This is a genomic window from Aporhodopirellula rubra, assembly GCF_014192335.1.
GTDB lineage: Bacteria > Planctomycetota > Planctomycetia > Pirellulales > Pirellulaceae > Rhodopirellula > Rhodopirellula rubra.
The window spans coordinates 37,841-53,744 of sequence record NZ_JACHXU010000032.1 but is presented as its reverse complement, the minus strand read 5'-3'; the positions used below and the strand labels follow the sequence as shown (position 1 = coordinate 53,744).

The 15,904-nt window shown below is 59.3% G+C and carries 16 protein-coding genes; 9 read left to right on the top strand and 7 right to left on the bottom strand.

Annotated elements, in window-relative coordinates; translation table 11 throughout:
* The first annotated feature begins 4 nt into the window (after window positions 1-4).
* On the top strand, window positions 5-238 hold the full coding sequence (locus FHS27_RS27985; RefSeq protein WP_184309264.1) for a hypothetical protein: 234 nt from the start codon (window positions 5-7) through the stop codon (window positions 236-238).
* A gap of 394 nt (window positions 239-632) precedes the next feature.
* Here FHS27_RS27985 and FHS27_RS27980 read toward each other — a convergent pair whose 3' ends face one another.
* Window positions 633-773, bottom strand: a complete 141-nt coding sequence (locus FHS27_RS27980) for a hypothetical protein (RefSeq protein WP_184309262.1) — start codon at window positions 771-773, stop codon at window positions 633-635.
* Between the two features lie 169 nt (window positions 774-942).
* On the opposite strand from FHS27_RS27980, the gene FHS27_RS27975 reads away from it, so the two are divergent.
* Window positions 943-1,356 carry an ACT domain-containing protein gene (locus FHS27_RS27975; RefSeq protein WP_184309260.1) on the top strand — a complete coding sequence of 138 codons (414 nt, stop codon included), beginning with the start codon at window positions 943-945 and terminating at the stop codon, window positions 1,354-1,356.
* A 41-nt stretch (window positions 1,357-1,397) separates the two neighbouring features.
* Here FHS27_RS27975 and FHS27_RS27970 read toward each other — a convergent pair whose 3' ends face one another.
* The 3 genes from FHS27_RS27970 to FHS27_RS27960 form a co-directional block, all read right to left on the bottom strand.
* Window positions 1,398-1,751 (bottom strand): hypothetical protein, encoded by a 354-nt coding sequence (locus FHS27_RS27970; RefSeq protein ID WP_246421131.1) that lies wholly within the window; start codon window positions 1,749-1,751, stop codon window positions 1,398-1,400.
* A 117-nt stretch (window positions 1,752-1,868) separates the two neighbouring features.
* Window positions 1,869-3,365 carry a sulfatase-like hydrolase/transferase gene (locus tag FHS27_RS27965; RefSeq protein ID WP_184309256.1) on the bottom strand — a complete coding sequence of 499 codons (1,497 nt, stop codon included), beginning with the start codon at window positions 3,363-3,365 and terminating at the stop codon, window positions 1,869-1,871.
* A gap of 191 nt (window positions 3,366-3,556) precedes the next feature.
* Entirely contained in the window at window positions 3,557-4,630 is a 1,074-nt protein-coding gene (locus tag FHS27_RS27960; RefSeq protein WP_184309254.1) for a DUF481 domain-containing protein, read from the bottom strand.
* Between the two features lie 332 nt (window positions 4,631-4,962).
* On the opposite strand from FHS27_RS27960, the gene FHS27_RS27955 reads away from it, so the two are divergent.
* Entirely contained in the window at window positions 4,963-7,644 is a 2,682-nt protein-coding gene (locus FHS27_RS27955) for a U32 family peptidase (protein ID WP_184309252.1), read from the top strand.
* Window positions 7,645-7,683: 39 nt separating this feature from the next.
* Window positions 7,684-8,277: a cytochrome c oxidase subunit 3 gene (locus FHS27_RS27950; protein ID WP_044257039.1), complete on the top strand. Its 594-nt coding sequence runs from the start codon at window positions 7,684-7,686 to the stop codon at window positions 8,275-8,277.
* A 157-nt stretch (window positions 8,278-8,434) separates the two neighbouring features.
* On the opposite strand, the gene FHS27_RS27945 is transcribed toward FHS27_RS27950, so the two are convergent.
* The 3 genes from FHS27_RS27945 to FHS27_RS27935 all read right to left on the bottom strand — a co-directional run bounded on the left by FHS27_RS27945 (window position 8,435) and on the right by FHS27_RS27935 (window position 10,784).
* Window positions 8,435-8,848, bottom strand: a complete 414-nt coding sequence (locus FHS27_RS27945; protein WP_184309249.1) for a methionine-R-sulfoxide reductase — start codon at window positions 8,846-8,848, stop codon at window positions 8,435-8,437.
* Entirely contained in the window at window positions 8,845-9,819 is a 975-nt protein-coding gene (locus tag FHS27_RS27940; protein ID WP_246421129.1) for a UPF0104 family protein, read from the bottom strand. The genes FHS27_RS27945 and FHS27_RS27940 overlap by 4 nt, the downstream gene beginning before the upstream one ends.
* A 434-nt stretch (window positions 9,820-10,253) precedes the next feature.
* Window positions 10,254-10,784, bottom strand: coding sequence for a hypothetical protein (locus FHS27_RS27935; protein WP_184309247.1), 531 nt, complete (start codon window positions 10,782-10,784; stop codon window positions 10,254-10,256).
* A gap of 290 nt (window positions 10,785-11,074) precedes the next feature.
* Here FHS27_RS27935 and FHS27_RS27930 point away from each other — a divergent pair, with 290 nt between their 5' ends.
* From FHS27_RS27930 to FHS27_RS27910, 5 genes are all read left to right on the top strand, one after another.
* Complete coding sequence (locus tag FHS27_RS27930) at window positions 11,075-11,368, top strand: hypothetical protein (protein ID WP_009104055.1); 294 nt, start codon at window positions 11,075-11,077, stop codon at window positions 11,366-11,368.
* Between the two features lie 4 nt (window positions 11,369-11,372).
* Window positions 11,373-12,800, top strand: coding sequence for a 3-phosphoshikimate 1-carboxyvinyltransferase (aroA, locus tag FHS27_RS27925; RefSeq protein ID WP_184309245.1), 1,428 nt, complete (start codon window positions 11,373-11,375; stop codon window positions 12,798-12,800).
* Window positions 12,797-13,657 (top strand): N-formylglutamate amidohydrolase, encoded by an 861-nt coding sequence (locus FHS27_RS27920; RefSeq protein WP_184309243.1) that lies wholly within the window; start codon window positions 12,797-12,799, stop codon window positions 13,655-13,657. Before aroA ends, FHS27_RS27920 begins: the two co-directional genes overlap by 4 nt.
* 323 nt (window positions 13,658-13,980) lie before the next feature.
* Window positions 13,981-14,838 (top strand): hypothetical protein, encoded by an 858-nt coding sequence (locus FHS27_RS27915; RefSeq protein WP_184309241.1) that lies wholly within the window; start codon window positions 13,981-13,983, stop codon window positions 14,836-14,838.
* A gap of 244 nt (window positions 14,839-15,082) precedes the next feature.
* On the top strand, window positions 15,083-15,829 hold the full coding sequence (locus FHS27_RS27910; protein WP_083904981.1) for a ParA family protein: 747 nt from the start codon (window positions 15,083-15,085) through the stop codon (window positions 15,827-15,829).
* The last annotated feature ends 75 nt before the right edge of the window (window positions 15,830-15,904 follow it).

Below are 15,904 nucleotides of genomic sequence, written 5' to 3'. Positions count from 1 at the left end.
TTCAATGGCAGTCTACCGGATTGACGTACGAACCGACGATGCTGCCGCGTTCCGCCAATGGCTGGATGACAACGTTCCGAGAACCGCACTCGTGCGTTCGATGGGATACGGCGTTCGCGACGGCTGGCACTTCAAAAATGTCTTCTCTGACCGCGAAGTGGCAGAGAGATTTCACCGCCACTGGTTCCCGGATGCTGAAAACCACGATGTCAGCGTCTTTGGTGACACAGCAAGATAGATCGCACTACATGGTCTCGCTCTAATCCTGCAGCAAACTGAGGCAACCATTTTTTCGCTTCATCGAAAACAACACTTCAGCGATATTTCTGTGCGTGATCGTTTGGAACGTCATTGGGCTCGCATTTCTTCTTTGGCGTCGATCACGTAAAAGTCAAAACTTTCCTCCGCTCTCGAATGTTACGATTGTATTTCGCGAACGCTTTGCCTCCGGTACATCACACAGTTCATGGTTTACACGCTTCGGTGGTGCTTCAAACTGCTTGTCGGTCGTCGTCACCGACTCTGAACTGTGGATAACGACCTTTTTCCCATTCAAAGCGATAGCTGGAATCTATGACCTCGAACATCGCGTCCTAACCCAATCACTTACGAACGTCAGTCGAAATGGCAACTTAGTATCCATCGATTTTGGTACGCAAAACGGTAGTCACAGACGGATCGTTTTGCGTCTCCGTCGCGCCGTCGAATTCGTCTCCGCGTTGCCACAGCATGTGTCCCTGTTCGATTTCGCCGACACCACTACACGGAAACATTCGTGTGGTATCGCCTCAACTTTGATGGTGCGGTCGTCGGAGCTATATACCCGCCGTCTGAAAGCGAACGTGTAGCAGTTTACGAATTCCACGCAGGTAGCAACAATCGCGAGAGGGTGGAGCACCACACGCAGATGAGGCTTCCTCGGTCGCTACAACCAGGTTTTCCATGAACGGCATTTCGGACCTATCGCGATTGCTCGCGTCGCTGTCCCCGGCGTTGTCTCCAAAGACATATGTTTTCCTGACGCGTCCCGCGGCGGTGTATGGTGACGGTGGAGAGCTCGAGCCAATTGCGTCGTTTGTGGAGCGTGAGGGTCTGACGCTTATCGTTCCTAAGGATCGTGCCGATCGAGCGGGCGAATCCTATGCCGGCGAATTTGGCTTGCTCTCGCTCGGCGTGCATTCGGACTTGGAAGCCGTCGGTCTGACCGCCGCGATCGCCAGCGCACTATCAGAACGCGGGATCAGTGCAAACGTCGTCGCCGGCTTCTACCATGACCACCTGTTCGTGCCGGTGTCGCGAACCGGCGAAGCGATGACGATCCTGCGACAACTCGCGGAGAGCGATCAATCGAAGTAGAGGACGCAGAAGCCCTCCGCTGCGTTGCTGACTTCGCCTATCTAGCTTGGTTCGACCATTGCCTTGCGATGCGCGACGGCGTCCTTCTTGCTCTTGAAGGTTTTGAAGCGCTGCACACCGTCTTCCTGCCATGTGGCAACCCAACGTCCGTAAAAGTTTCTGCTGACGCCCGTTGTTCCGGAGGTGTTGTTGGACGCTTTCTTCCGCGGGCCTTTGCGCCACTGACGCTCGCCTAATTCGCCGAGCTTCTTATCTCGCCACTTCTGGGCTTGAGCGAGCGACTTCCGGACCCCTCCGTTGGTGAAGCGGAAATACTTCGAATGCAACTGACCGTTGCGCAGTATCCGCACCGTCCAACCGGCCGGGCCTCGGGTAATGTTTGGGTAACGACTCATGCCTCTCATCATAAACTCATACAATCAACCGATCAACATGCTTTTGTCGTAGGACCCGACTGGGCAGCCCAGCGATCGCCGCAGCCTTGACGCCGATCGGCACAGCCTTGACGCCAATCAGTAGTCGGCCCCGTTGATGCTGCGAACGACCGATCGCATCCAGGCGTCGAGAGCGTCTTGCATGCGAGCCGAGCGTCCCTGGTGAGCGGGAGCGCCCGCGAGATCGTTCGTCTCCATGGGATCGTCCACCAAGTTGTAGAGCTCAAATCGATTGCCGTTGATGCGATGAAGCTTCCATGGCCAATCGTTCCAGGCGGCGTGGCCGGTCGTCGTGTTTTCGGGGAACTGCGGGAAGTCCGCGACGTCCTTTTGCATCCGGTATTGGTTGTGCGGCAGCGGCGCTGACGCCTGTTGCGACTCCATGATGCCTTTCAATATCCGGTCACTGTACGTCGCTTGGCCGGGCTGGAAATGATGCCAAAACCCCATCGGCGTGCCGCGGGACGTGGACTCGCCCGCGATGATGCCGCTGATGTTGATTCCGTCGAGCGGATGCACCGTGTGCCCGCGATCCTCCACGTCATCAGGTGTTTCGACGCCCGCCATGGACAGCAATGTCGGATAGATATCACAGGTCCACGCGGGAACGGCCGTTCGCCCGTGCAGTTGACGAGCGGGCCACTCGATGATTGCGGGAACGCGAAGACCGCCTTCGTAGACGCTTCCCTTCTTGTCGCGTCCGCCCGATGTCTCTCGATTCAGCCCACCGTTGTCGCTGCAGTACCACAGGATTGTGTTGTCCGCGATTTTCAATCGACGCAGATGCCTCCGCAGTCGCCCGAGCTGCTGATCGAGCAGCGTGATCTCTCGATAGTACCCGGCGTGCTTCTTTCCCTCATAGAGCGGCGGGCCATCGGGGACTTCTTGGTGCGGGTCATGAGGCGACGGAAGCCAAACGGTCATGAAGAACGGTTGATCGCGACTGTCGTGATTCGCGTCGCTCTGGTTCGCATCGCTATGTCTCGAAACAAACTCGATCGCATCGTCCATCGCGAGCACCGAGCCCTTGCCGATGCGATGTTCGACTTTTCCGTTGCGACTGAGGTAGGGGTCGTTGTCGAAGAAATTCAACCCGATGCACCATTCGTCGAACCCCATGCCGGTAGGGTTGCACGGCGAGTCTGGTTGCCCGGAGCCCAGATGAACCTTGCCGAAGATTCCGGTCACGTATCCGGCGGCCTTCAACGATTCAGCAATCGTTTGTTCCTGAGGTCGCATGTAGCGTCCATGGTTGGGCACCTTGCAACGGATCGGATTCCGTCCGGTCATCACACTCGCTCGTGTCGGCGAGCAAACCGGCGCCGCGGCGTAGAATCGATCGAACACGAATCCGTCGTTCGCCATCGCGTCAATTTCGGGCGTCTGCACGAACGGGTGCCCGTTGTAACCGGCATCTCCCCATCCCTGGTCATCGGCCATGACGAGAATGATGTTGGGTGCGGCGTTCGAGCCATCACGCGGCGACTCCTCCTCCGCACACAACACAGGCACGCACACAAAGAGGAACACCCAACTCAATCGAGTTGGCGTCACAGTCAACGCAAGTCGATTCATAAATCGAAACTCATTCGCAGCGGTCTAGGAGCTTGATGAGCATCGAGTATACGTCAGACCAAACGACCGGATAGCGGCATGAAGCCGCCCACCCCCGTCACCCGTCACCCGTCACCCGTCACCCGTCACCTGCCACCTGCCACCTGCCACCTGCCACCTGCCACCTGCCACCTGCCACCCAGAACATCGACCTAAAACTTATAAAGCAACAACGCCGAATAGTAGAAGTCGTTCGCCAACGCACCTTGGGGCGTGCTGTCGTAACGGTCGGTTACCGACAAACGCAGCGACAGGTTCTCGGAGCTGTCGATGAGCGATTCCCATGCGACATCGGTCACGAGTCGGAAATCGCTGAAGTCTTCGAACGTCGGGAAGTAATCAATCTTCGCTTTGAGTTTCTGACGCGCCGACAGCTTGTGATCAGCCTCGAGCCCGAACACGGCTTCCGGCGTCCAACTGTCGTCAGGTGAACCGATTTCCTTCGACGCACCAGCACCGATTCGGGTGACGATGTTCGTATTGTCGTTGCGAATCCAGTAGTAACCCAAACCGCCGTTCAAGTTCAAACGCAGGTCAAACGACTTAAATTCATCGTATTCAATGCCGAACTTTCCAAACATCGTCCAATTGGAATCGCCGAGCATTCGGTCGTAGTCGAGGTTGAGCCGGGCGTTGTCCTCGGTCGTCTGACTTTGCGCACTGGCTTGCCGGTAGTCGATATCAAGAGCGAGTGTGTAGAGATCCGTTTTGCGTTTCATTTCGAGACCGGTTTGGATCGCGAGTGTTTCGGCGTTTCCGCTGCTGCCATCGAGTCCGAATTCGGCGTGGTTTTCCCACCCCTTGGTCATCCATCGCCACGGAACTTGATACCAACGTACGATTTCTTCGCGGAGTGGCGGTTCATCCAACGTCGCTCCATCGGCGATCGCGGCCCCGATCGGCATCGAGGGCTCCGGAATCGGCTCGATCGGCGGAGCACCGGACGCCCCCCCTGGATCGGTTAGCGGCAGGTCGACGACGGGTTGCTGCAATTGGGCGTCGGAAAGTCCAAAATTATCGTTCCATTCATCCGGCAATTCATTAATCGAAGGCGGTGAGGGGAGTGTTTCGTACCCCGACCCGTTCCACGTCGATTGCCCCGATTGCCACGACGGCGCAGGCGTCGGCACGGACTGGGCCGATACGGGGGGCGCCGCGAAAACGGTAAGAAAGCAAACGATTCCCGCTGCGGCGAACAATCGAAAACCAGCGTGACGGGTATGCATGACATGCCTCATAAAAACAAATTGTCACCGGCGATCGGCCCGGCTGACCAAGGTGAAGCCATGTACAGTGCCATGGATCCACAATCAACTTCGCGTGTTAACAAAAACGAAGCGACCGCGGAAAGATGAAAACCGACCTCGGTGAGCGTTCATCTTGAGCAGAATCGGCGATCCCGCGACCAGTGAAACCGCCCGTGAAACGGAGCCCCGCCGACACCATTGCGCGTGCCGGGCGGCGTGGTCCGGGTCATTCAAACCGATCGTCTTTGATAAACGGAATTGCCCGAACGGAAGCAGTATTAAGGTTTTGTCGCGACTGCTATTCTGTGGGAATGAATCAACCCGATGCTCCTGCTCGCACGACCGACGCTTTGCACCCCGCTCGCATTCCCGAACTGCTCTCGCCGGCGGGTAGTTGGCAGTGCGCGGAGGCTGCCGTCGAAAACGGAGCGGACGCGATTTACTTCGGCGTCGACCGCGGATTCAACGCGCGATCCCGAGCCGCGAACTTTGGTTTGGGTGACTTACCTGACCTAATGCGGATGCTCCGCCTTCGAGGCGTGCGGGGCTACGTGACACTCAATACACTGGTCTTTCCTGACGAGATGCCTTCCTTGATCGAGGTCGTTGACGCGATCGCCAAAGCGGGCGTCGACGCGGTTCTGGTTCAAGATTTCGGCGTCGCTCGCGTGGTCCGTGCGATGTGCGAGGACCTGGAAATTCATGCCTCGACGCAAATGAGTTTGACGTCGGCGGAAACGATCCAAGTCGCCGAGGAGCTGGGACTCGCCCGTGTGGTTCTCGCTCGTGAATTGTCGGTACGCGAAATCGCCAAAATTCGCGAGGCGACGTCGATGCCTCTCGAAGCGTTCATTCACGGAGCGTTGTGCGTGGCCTACTCGGGGCAATGTTTGACGAGCGAATCGTTGGGCGGCCGCAGTGCAAACCGCGGCCAATGCGCCCAGGCGTGTCGCTTGCCGTACGAATTGGTCTGCGACGGCGAGGACCGTGATCTCGGCGACGTCCGCTATTTGTTGTCACCGCAAGACCTCGCCGGTTACGCGGCGATCCCGGACATGATTGCCGCGGGCGTCGACAGCCTGAAGATCGAAGGGCGTCTGAAAACGCCCGAATACGTTGCCAACATCACAGGCCACTACCGCCGAGCGATCGACCAAGCCGTCGCCCACGGCGCCGTGCGGGTCAGCCAACGCGATCGGCAGGAAATGGAACTGTCGTTCTCTCGTGGTTTCGCACCGGGATGGCTCGAGGGCAACGATCACAAACGACTGGTGCCGGGAATCCGAGCGGCGAAACAGGGAATCGTGCTGGGCGAAGTCGACGAGATTCGGGGCGATGAAATTCGAGTCCAAATCGCCGCCGACGTGGCACTCGGCGACGGATTGGCGATCGCATCGGAAGCGGAATACCGCGGCAATCGGGGCGATGACGCGTACGCCGGCAGCGGTTTCGCGGACAACCACCAAGGCGGTCGAATCTATTCGCTGCGGCCTGCCGGACGTGGCAGGAAGAACGAAAAGTTGAAAGCGGCAACCTCCGGCGACGACGTTTGGATCGGATTCGGACGCGGAGCGATCGACTTTTCGCGGATCAATGAAGGTGCCTCGGTTTTCAAAAACGACGATCCCAAACTGAACAAGAAGCTCGCCTCCACGTTCGGCGGAAAACCGCGCCGCACCCGAGCGATCGACATCGACGTGTTCGCCCAAGCCGGCCAACCGCTGCGTGTGACAGCGCAGATTCACGAACCGAAATCAAAGGCAACGGGCGAGCCATCTGCGGGCGTGACTGCAGCAGCGTCGAGAGAACGGTTCGCGGTAACCGTGGTCGCGGACACGCCGCTGGAGGTGGCACGCAAACACGCGATCGCTCAAGACGTGTTGGCGGACAAACTCGGCCGACTCGGCGGCACGCCTTTTCATCTCGCGGACCTCACTGCGAAAATCATTGGTGGCCCCCTTGTTCCGCTGGGACTGCTCAATTCGATTCGGCGTGACTTGATTGAACAATTGACCGCTCGACTCGAAGAACCGCCAACACGGACGGTGGACACAGAGGCCGGACGGGCAATGGTCACGGGTCTGCGTGACTCGGCCTGCGAAGTACCGGCATCTGCACCGGAGTCGCCAGGCGTCCCCAAGATGTCCGTACTGTGCCGCACGCTGGAACAACTCGAAGCCGCGGTCGCCGCGGGCGCGGACGCGGTGATCGCCGATTTCCACGACGTCCGCACGCACCGAGAAGCGGTTCGGGTGGCACGCGAAGGCGGCGTGCACGTGATGCTCGCGTCGATCCGGATGCAAAAGCCCGGTGAATTTGGTTTGATCCGGCAATTACTGAAATACAAACCCGACGCCGTGCTGGCACGCAACCTGGCCGTCATGGACGCAGCGATGGCCGCTGACATCCCGGTCGTTGCGGACTTTTCGCTGAACGTTGCCAATCATCGATCGGCGGAGTGGTTGATCGGCCGCGGAGTCAAACGTGTGACAACGTCGTACGATTTGAATGCTGATCAACTCGACGGCCTCGTGGGGGCGACCCCGGGTGAGTGGCTGGAAGTCGTCATGCATCAACACATGCCGATGTTCCACATGGAGCACTGCGTATTCTGCAGCGTCTTGTCACCGGGAACGAACAAAACCAACTGCGGCCGTCCCTGCGATGATCACGTCGTCCAACTGCGTGACCGAGTCGGCAAACTACATGTTCTGCAGGCCGATATCGCCTGCCGCAACACGCTTTATAACGCGACACCGCAGAGTGCGGCCGACGTCGTGGGATCGCTGATCCAGCGAGGCGTCGCATGGTTCCGGGTGGAACTGCTCGAAGAAAACGCTCATCAGACCGGCGAAATGATTCAGTTGTATCGCGATCTATTATGCGGTCATGTCAGTGGGCCGGAAGTATGGCGTCGGCTGTCGGCGGATAACCGCGTCGGTGTGACGCGTGGGACGTTGGAAGCGAAACGCGACCCGCTGGCAATTTTGTAAACACACGCATTGATCACCACACAACGGGTCAACAACTCCGTGCCGAACACTGTCTCACGTCTTCCGACCGACCTCCGCTACCGCCAAGGCGGTTGGTTGTTCTTGGGCACGTTGCTGGTTTTCTTCCTCAGCAGCCTGTTGCTATACGGGATTTATGCGGCATCACGACAAGGCGATCCGCAGAGCGCCGTTGCGTTGCCGCGGAGTTTCCTGCTCAGCACAGGAATCCTGATCGGGATCAGTGCTCTGGTTCACGCGGCCACGCGTACCGTTCGCCGCAGCAAGCGAATCATGACGGCCACTCTGCTCGCCGTCAGCGCGTTATCGGCCGTGTTGTTCATGCTGATCCAATACGACTCCATGCTCGAACTGCTCGCCGGCCCGGCGATGCACGGCGGCACGGGCAAAGGCGTGGCGGGCATGGTCGTCGTGCTCGCGTTTCTACACGCGTTGCACGTCGCCGGCGGTGTCGTGTCGCTGGGGATCGTCGGCGTGCGGGCCGCGATGGGACGATACGACCACGAAAGATATTGGCCGGTCGATTTCGCAGCCCACTATTGGCACTTTCTCGACCTCGTTTGGTTGTGCATGCTGGCCGCGTTCATCATCACCACCGGCGGCTTCGGTGTTTAGCTTCTAGCTTCTAGCTTCTAGCTTCTAGCTTCTAGCTTCTAGCTTCTAGCTTCTAGCTTCTAGCTTCTAGCTTGGGACGCCGCGAATACGTCGCGTGTTCGGATGTCTGTCCCTTTTCACAACGTGAAGTTGCTACCCGTTGCTTAGCGCAATCGCGTTAAACAATCTTTTCTGGCAACGGTTCGCCAGCGGGGATCAGCCGCATCGAGATGCTGTTGACGCAGTGACGCGTGTTTTTCCCCGTCAACCGTTCGCCTTCGAAGACGTGACCGAGGTGTCCGCCACAGTTGTTGCACATGATTTCAACACGGCGTCCGTCCGCGTCGACTTCACGTAGGATCGCACCTTCGATTTCGTCATCGAAGCTCGGCCATCCGCAATGGCTATCGAACTTGTCGTCGCTTCGATACAGCGGCGCGTTGCATCGCCGACAAATGTACGTGCCGGCGTCTTTCGTGTTCGTGTAACCGCCCGGCCCGGGTGCTTCGGTGCCCTTATGCAAGATCACCCGTGCCGCTTCGGCGTCGAGTTCGTTGTACTTCGGGGCGTCGCTGTTCGATTCGGATGTCATGATGCGTCTATAAAAGGAGGGTCAGGATTTTCAGGGCGAAGCGGCTCGGAGGGGCGGTTCTCTTCGATCCTCGCATCCGCCTGCGCTTCGACCGCACCGCTGTAAATCTCGTGCGCGACCAATACGATCATGCCAACGAATAAAGGCAGGATGTAGTAAAGGATACGGAATATTAGCACGGAGGCGAGCACGGGCTGCCCGACGGTATCTTTCAGCAGCGTCCAGAGGATCAGCTCCAAAACACCGAGCCCGCCGGGGACCTGAGAAATCAGCGAAACGACAATCGCAACCAAGTACGCAGCGAGCACCATCGGGAACGGAACGTCCGCGTTGCCCGGCATCACGAGATACAGTGCCGTGGCCGAAATTAATAAGTCGACCGCCGCGACGGACGCCTGAACCGACGCGAGCCCGACCGACGGTGGACGCAGATGCAGTTTTCCGATCGGCCACGGCTTGTGCCAGAACAAGCACACCAACCCGTAGAAACACGTCACCGACAGCAAGATGATCCCGAGGGTCCGGGTCCCAAACGGCAACGCGTACTTCGCCGGCAACTCGATCGGCGCAAGGGTCAACGCGACACCGCCGAGCACGCAAACGCCCGACCAAAACGTCAACGCCAACACCGACATCAACGCAACGATCTGCGTGTGCGTCAGCCCCCAGCGATGATAAAACCGGTATCGAATCGGTGCCGCTGCGATCAGCGTGCCGAGATTATTGCCGAGCGAATAGCCCAGGAACGCGACCAACACGACACGCCGCAGCGGCAGCACACGGCAAACGTACCGCAGCGCGAGCAGGTCATAGCACGTCAACAATCCGTAGTTCAACGCGATCAAAAACGCCGCAATCAACAGATAGGCGGGCTCGATGCTGGTGATGCCGCCCACGAATTCTTCATGCGTGATCTTGCCCGCTTCGGTGATCAGCAACCTGATCGCGAATGCGAAAAGGACCAACGCCATGGCTGGGCCAACGAGTTTGCGCGGATCGACCTTGAACAATTGACGGTTGCCTTGGGGGGTGCGTGGCCGGGTCAACGATAAAATGCAGAGTGGCCACTTTCATAACACCCCCAACCAATTTCTCGAAGGGGCAGGCCATCTGAGGGCTGCGATTCACACGGTGAGATCGAACACCGAATTGTAGATCCAAAACGAATCGCCGCTCAGCTCATCCCGATTCTTGCCCAGGGAAATCTTGCGAGCGCGTTTCAGAAGGCGACTTGCCCGCTCAGAGTCCCGGGATTCGCCGAAATTGACGGCCGAGGACGTCCCTGCAAATGACGTAGGTTTTCAAAAGCAACTTCGTTCGCCAGCACGTGGTCCACCGACGGGCGACGGTTGCCACAACAAATTCTGGCCGTGCTACGCGTAACTCACTCGCAACGCGTGTTCGACTACTGCCAGCCCTGCTGCGATTCGCCCGTTTCTTCGTAATCGATGTCCTGCAATTCCAAATTGCGGAATCGATCCTGCATTTCCTGCATGTCGCGGTCATCGAGCTCGAGGTCGCGTTCTGGTTCTTCGGGCGTTTCCATGTCATCGCCTTCGGCCTCATCGCCGTCGCGCTCGTCATCGCCCTCGGTCCCGCCGATCCGGTCGCGATATCGCTCGTCCGCCGCATCGGAATCGATGCGAGCGGAAAGGTCCGACGCTCGACTGCCGCCGGGATCAAAGATACTGCCCACGCGGCCCGAATCGCGAAGAGTCCGCTGCCACGCTCCGCCGTACGACGGATACGATTCCAGATCGCAATCGGCACACAACCGACATCCGCCCATCAACGCGAGAACGGGCATCGCGAGAAAAACGCACGCCAACAGCATCGGATTGACTCGCGCGGCGAGGTTCAACGCGGGAATTTGCCGTGAGGCGACACTCGTGCGGGAAACGCGATCAGCAGCGTTGTGGGTTGAGTTGTTAGCCATGGGAGCACCGAAAACGTAAGTTTTTTGGGAGGCGAAGCCGTTCGACGGGGATCACTCTCGTTTTCGGCGTTTGGCCCCGCCCCCGTTGAGTCAAACTGGGAAGAATTTGCGGGTTAATCCGGTCGCAACGAATTTTCTGGCATTTTTTTCCAAAATTCACTCAAGTTCGACCTTCCCCGCGAGAGGCCAAATACGAGAGAAAGAAATTGTCGCGGCCGGCAAGGATGGCTCGCCCGACGCTCGAGCAGGATCGCTCGAGTCTTTTCTGCTCAGTACAAGGAAGTAAAGTAATGGCTCAAATCGTATTCATCGCGTCGGCATTCAGTGCACTCGGACTGCCCATGGTCGCTCTCTTGGCGTTGTTGCTAGCCAAGTTGACCACCGGGACAGCGGCACGCAAGGCCGAACGCCGATTCCTGGCCGTCTTGGTCGTGATGACGCTCGTGACGGCCCATACGGTTATGATGCAGAATGCGGCGTGGCTGATCCACACGACGACGTTGTCGTTGATGGTGGTCGGATCGCTGTGGATCCCTGGCCAGAAAACACTTAGCGAATCCAACGACCCGTTCTTCGCGGGATAAATTTATGACTCAACCCGCCGTCAAAATCGAACCCGCCGCCTCGACAGTCACGAGAGTTTGCGTCGTTCCTGGCGGCCCCGTCGAAGGCAAGATCCGCCCACCAGGCAGCAAGAGCCTGACCAACCGGGCGTTGATCTGTGCGGCCTTCGCCAGCGGCACGAGCCGGTTGGCCGGAACCCTGGTCAGCGAAGACACCGAAGTCATGATCGACTCGCTGGCGAAAATCGGCGTCTCGATCAAACCAGTCGATGGCGGCCGAACGCTCGTCGTGGAAGGTGTCGGCGGAGTGGTCAGCGACGACGCTCGCAAAATCAGCTCGGACGCCCCCGTCGAAATGTTCATCGCCAACAGTGGCACGACCGTTCGATTCTTGACGGCGGCCCTCTCGGCATTTGGTGGCAAATACAAACTATCGGGCGTAGACCGGATGCACGAGCGACCGATCGGTGACCTGGTCGACGCAATCGCCCCGGCCCTCGACGGATGGATCGTAGCGACCTCGGACGGCAAATGCCCGCCCGTCGATATCGACTCCAACGGATGGACCGGCCAACCGATGCGAGTCGGAGGCGGCGTCAGCAGCCAATACCTCAGCGGCCTGATGATGGCGGGCCCGATTGCTAGCAAACCAATCCGGATCGAGATCGTCGGTGAGATGGTGTCGATCCCTTACGTTCGGATGACCGCCCGATTAATGAAATCGTTCGGCGGAACCTGCGAATGGGAATTCGACGGCGACGAACCGTGGAGTGGACTGCGGAGCGTCACGGTGGGCGGGTCCTACCAGGGATGTGAATTCGACGTCGAACCCGACGCGTCGGCGGCCAGCTATTTTTGGGCGGCGGCGGCGATCTCGGGCGGCTCGGTCCTCGTCGAGGGACTCGATGAAAACGCCTCCCAGGGCGATGTCGGGTTTGCTCGAGTGCTGGAGACGATGGGCTGCGAATTCATCGTTCGCGATGGCGGGATCGAAATCAAAGGCGGCCCGCTACGTGGCGTCGATGTCGAGATGGGTGAAATCAGCGACACAGTGCAAACGCTCGCGGTCGTCGCGTTGTTCGCCGACGGTCCGACCCGGGTCCGCGGCGTGGCCCACAACCGTTTCAAAGAGACCGACCGCATCGGCAACCTCGCGATCGAGCTTCGCAAATTGGGCGGCCGCGTCGACGAGCATGACGACGGCCTGACGATCCATCCGCTCTCCAGCGACGCCCAATCGAGCCACCGGCATGACGTCGTGATGGAGACCTACAACGACCACCGGATGGCGATGAGCTTCGCGTTGCTGGGCCTGCGAATTCCCGGCATCGAGATTTTGAACCCTGCCTGCACCCGGAAAACCTACCCCGACTTCTGGGCCGATTTGGAATCACTGACCGGCCGATCGCACACGTGGACGACCAATCGCATCGGCGGAGCGAGAGCGTCATGAGCCTGCTGATCACCTGCGACACGGGCGGATGGAAAACGCCTTCGCGTCTACGCTCACGTCTCGAGGGCACCGAACTCGAGTCCGCTGACACGATGCGTGATCGCTCGGTGATCGCCGGAACGCTGCACACCGAACCGATGCCCCACGCGGGCTCACACGCTCGACCTGACAATCAGGCTCAACCTGACGTCTCGGCTCAACTCGACACACAGGCCCAAACGGGTCTCATGCTCCGCACGGGCATCGATCGCGAATCCAACCTCGCCGCTCGTCGGCTCGCCTATCGCAGCGGCGCGATGCTCGTCTGCAACGAGTACCGTGGCGATCTGATCGATGTAGGCCATTCGTTGCATCACCGCGAACTCTACCCGGCCGCCGTTCGTGCCCTGCCCCAGTCAACCCGCGACGCGATCGTCGAAGAGATCTACGTGCCGTATCGGAATCAAGTCGAGCGAGCGATCCTGCACTTGCTGACCGGCTGGTCGTACGTCGTTCATCTGTCGGTGAGGACATACGACGCGAAAACCAGTCAAGGCAAATGGCGACGCGGCGACGTGGGATTGCTCTACGATCCGTCACATCCCGATGAAGTCGATTGGTGCCTGGATCTGATCGAAGAGCTGTACGCGATTTCGCCTGACCTCAAAGTTCGCCGCAATCATCCGGGCCGCGGCACGAACGACTCGCTGACGAAAGCGATGCGGGGGCTATTTTCGCAGGAGGTGTATCTCGGCATCGAGTTGGTGCTCAATCGCGCCTGGATGGCTCGCCCGGTCATCCGCCGCGAACTCGTGCTCGACAAGATCGGCGACGCGATCGGCAGCCTCACCGCCGAACCGGCCGCCCGAGCTGCCTAGGCAAATCAGCCGCCGAGCCAAATCGGCTGCCTCGACAGAGTACTTCGTCTCTGCCGTCGCCACTGCCACCCGACGGTGGACCACGTTCCGGCGAGCGTCTTTGCTCGCTCTCCACGGCCTCCGATTCTGCCGCCGCCGAGCCTCCCACCGGCCGTCGGCAACTTTTGCGCATCCACGGGTTCTGCCGCCGGAACTGAATTCTGGAAATTTCCGTTGGCGTGCGCGCCGATGAAGGAGAGACAAGCACACGCATGAAGCGAAAGAATGTGCGTTTCAAGGACGAAGCTGGTCTCCTCCACCATCCAGCTGACGAGTCCCCTATCGTGCGAAATCTCACCATCGGCGCCCTGATCATCATCGGCGGCACCGTCGCTGCCCTGCCCTTCCGACGAGCCTCCGTCGCCACCGGGCCCGAAAACAACGAATCCGTCTTGGCCACCGGTCCGTCGTCTGACCTCACCACGACGGGTGATTCGGTCCCGTTCGAACAACTGTGGGTGGCGTCCGAATCGAACTACGGCGTTCCAAGTCGCAGTGCCGCCGGGTCCCCCACGTCGCTGGCGTCGCAAGTCCGGTCCGCCGACGCTCCCCAGGGGATTCCCTCCAACGCCGTCGCTCGACCACGACGGGATCTGCGTGTGCCTCTGTCCTACGACGATTTGGCCGTGCCGCTGAACACGCCTCATTTCACCGACGGGCGATTCGACGCACTGGCAACGCATCAAGACCGAGCCAGACAAAACGCGAGCCCCCTCGCTCAATCCCCAACGGATTCGATCGCGAACCGAACGCCCCGCTCGAACGGCATCCCCCGGGGATACGAATCGATGAAAGTTGCAGCCGATCCATCGGACTCTGTCGACCGACGTCGAGCCCCATGGGAGATGGACAGCGACCTTCCGCAATCGATCCTTGCCGACTCCGCAGGACCGGGCACTGTTGCGACCACGCCGCCCCCCCGGACCGCCGCCGCGTTTGCCGCTGCCCCGCCCTCCACTTCGATGTTCGGCCCAGCCCCGACACACCGGGATTCCCAGAACCAGCAAATGAATACCAATCAAGTGAATCAAGAACAAACGGTCCAGGGCCAACTCGCGAGCGAATCGAAACCAAGAGCGTCAGCAGCCCATCAACCGGTTCCCTCAACAAGAACACGCCACTGGATCCGCCAACCCGAATAAGTTCCCCCGCCCTGCTCTGCCCTCCACTAGCCACTAGCCACTAGCCACTAGCCACTAGCAACCTCAAAACCCCTCCACGTTCCACGGGGAACCGCGATTCAGAATCGCACGACCGCGTCAACCCCGGTTTCTTATGAAACCGACCTTGTTTCCCAGCGCGCGTTTCACTTAGTTTCCCGGTCGTGTCCGAAAGAGATGGATCGCAATCCCGCGGCCCAGAAGGACACGATCAGGAACATCAATCGTGGCTAGGATCTTCAGCGTTGTGAATCAGAAAGGGGGCGTCGGTAAAACCACGACGTCAGTCAACCTTTCTGCCGCGCTGGCTCTGTCGGGCAACCGCACGTTGCTGATCGACATCGACCCGCAATGCAACGCAACGGGCGCCATCGGCAGTGATCCCGCCGCCCATCACGCCCTGCTCGGCGACACACCGCTGGCCGAAGCCGTGATCACGACCGAGACCGACAACCTCAGTCTGCTTCCCGGCAGTCGGCGATTCCAAGACGCTGACGTCATGGCGAACTCGGACGAACACGCCACGACCAAACTGCGAGCCCACCTCGACAGTGTCATGGACGACTACGACTACATCCTCATCGACTGCCCGCCGAGTGCCGGAGCGATGACCGAAACCGCATTGACGGCGAGCACCGAAGTGCTGATCCCGATTCAGTGCGAGTACTTTGCGATGGTCGGAGTCGCCCAATTGATCGGAACCATTAAGAAGGTCATCGGAGCGACCGACGGACGACTCACGTTCGGCGGCATCCTGTTGACCATGTATGACGAGTCTCTCGAACTAACTCGGGAGATTGACGAAGACGTCCGTGACTTCTTCGGCGACATCGTTTTCGAAAACGTCGTGCCGCGGGATGTCGCTCTGTGCGAAGCCCCGAGCCACGGCCAAACTGTTTTTCAATACGCACCGCGCAGTCGCGGTGCGTTCGCTTACACTCAACTGTGCATGGAGGTGCTGCAGCGTGACTAGTGCAACGACCCAGGGATCCTCGCAAGGGAATTCGTCAGGCTCATCTCAACGTGGCGGCGCGTCACGCACCGGCAG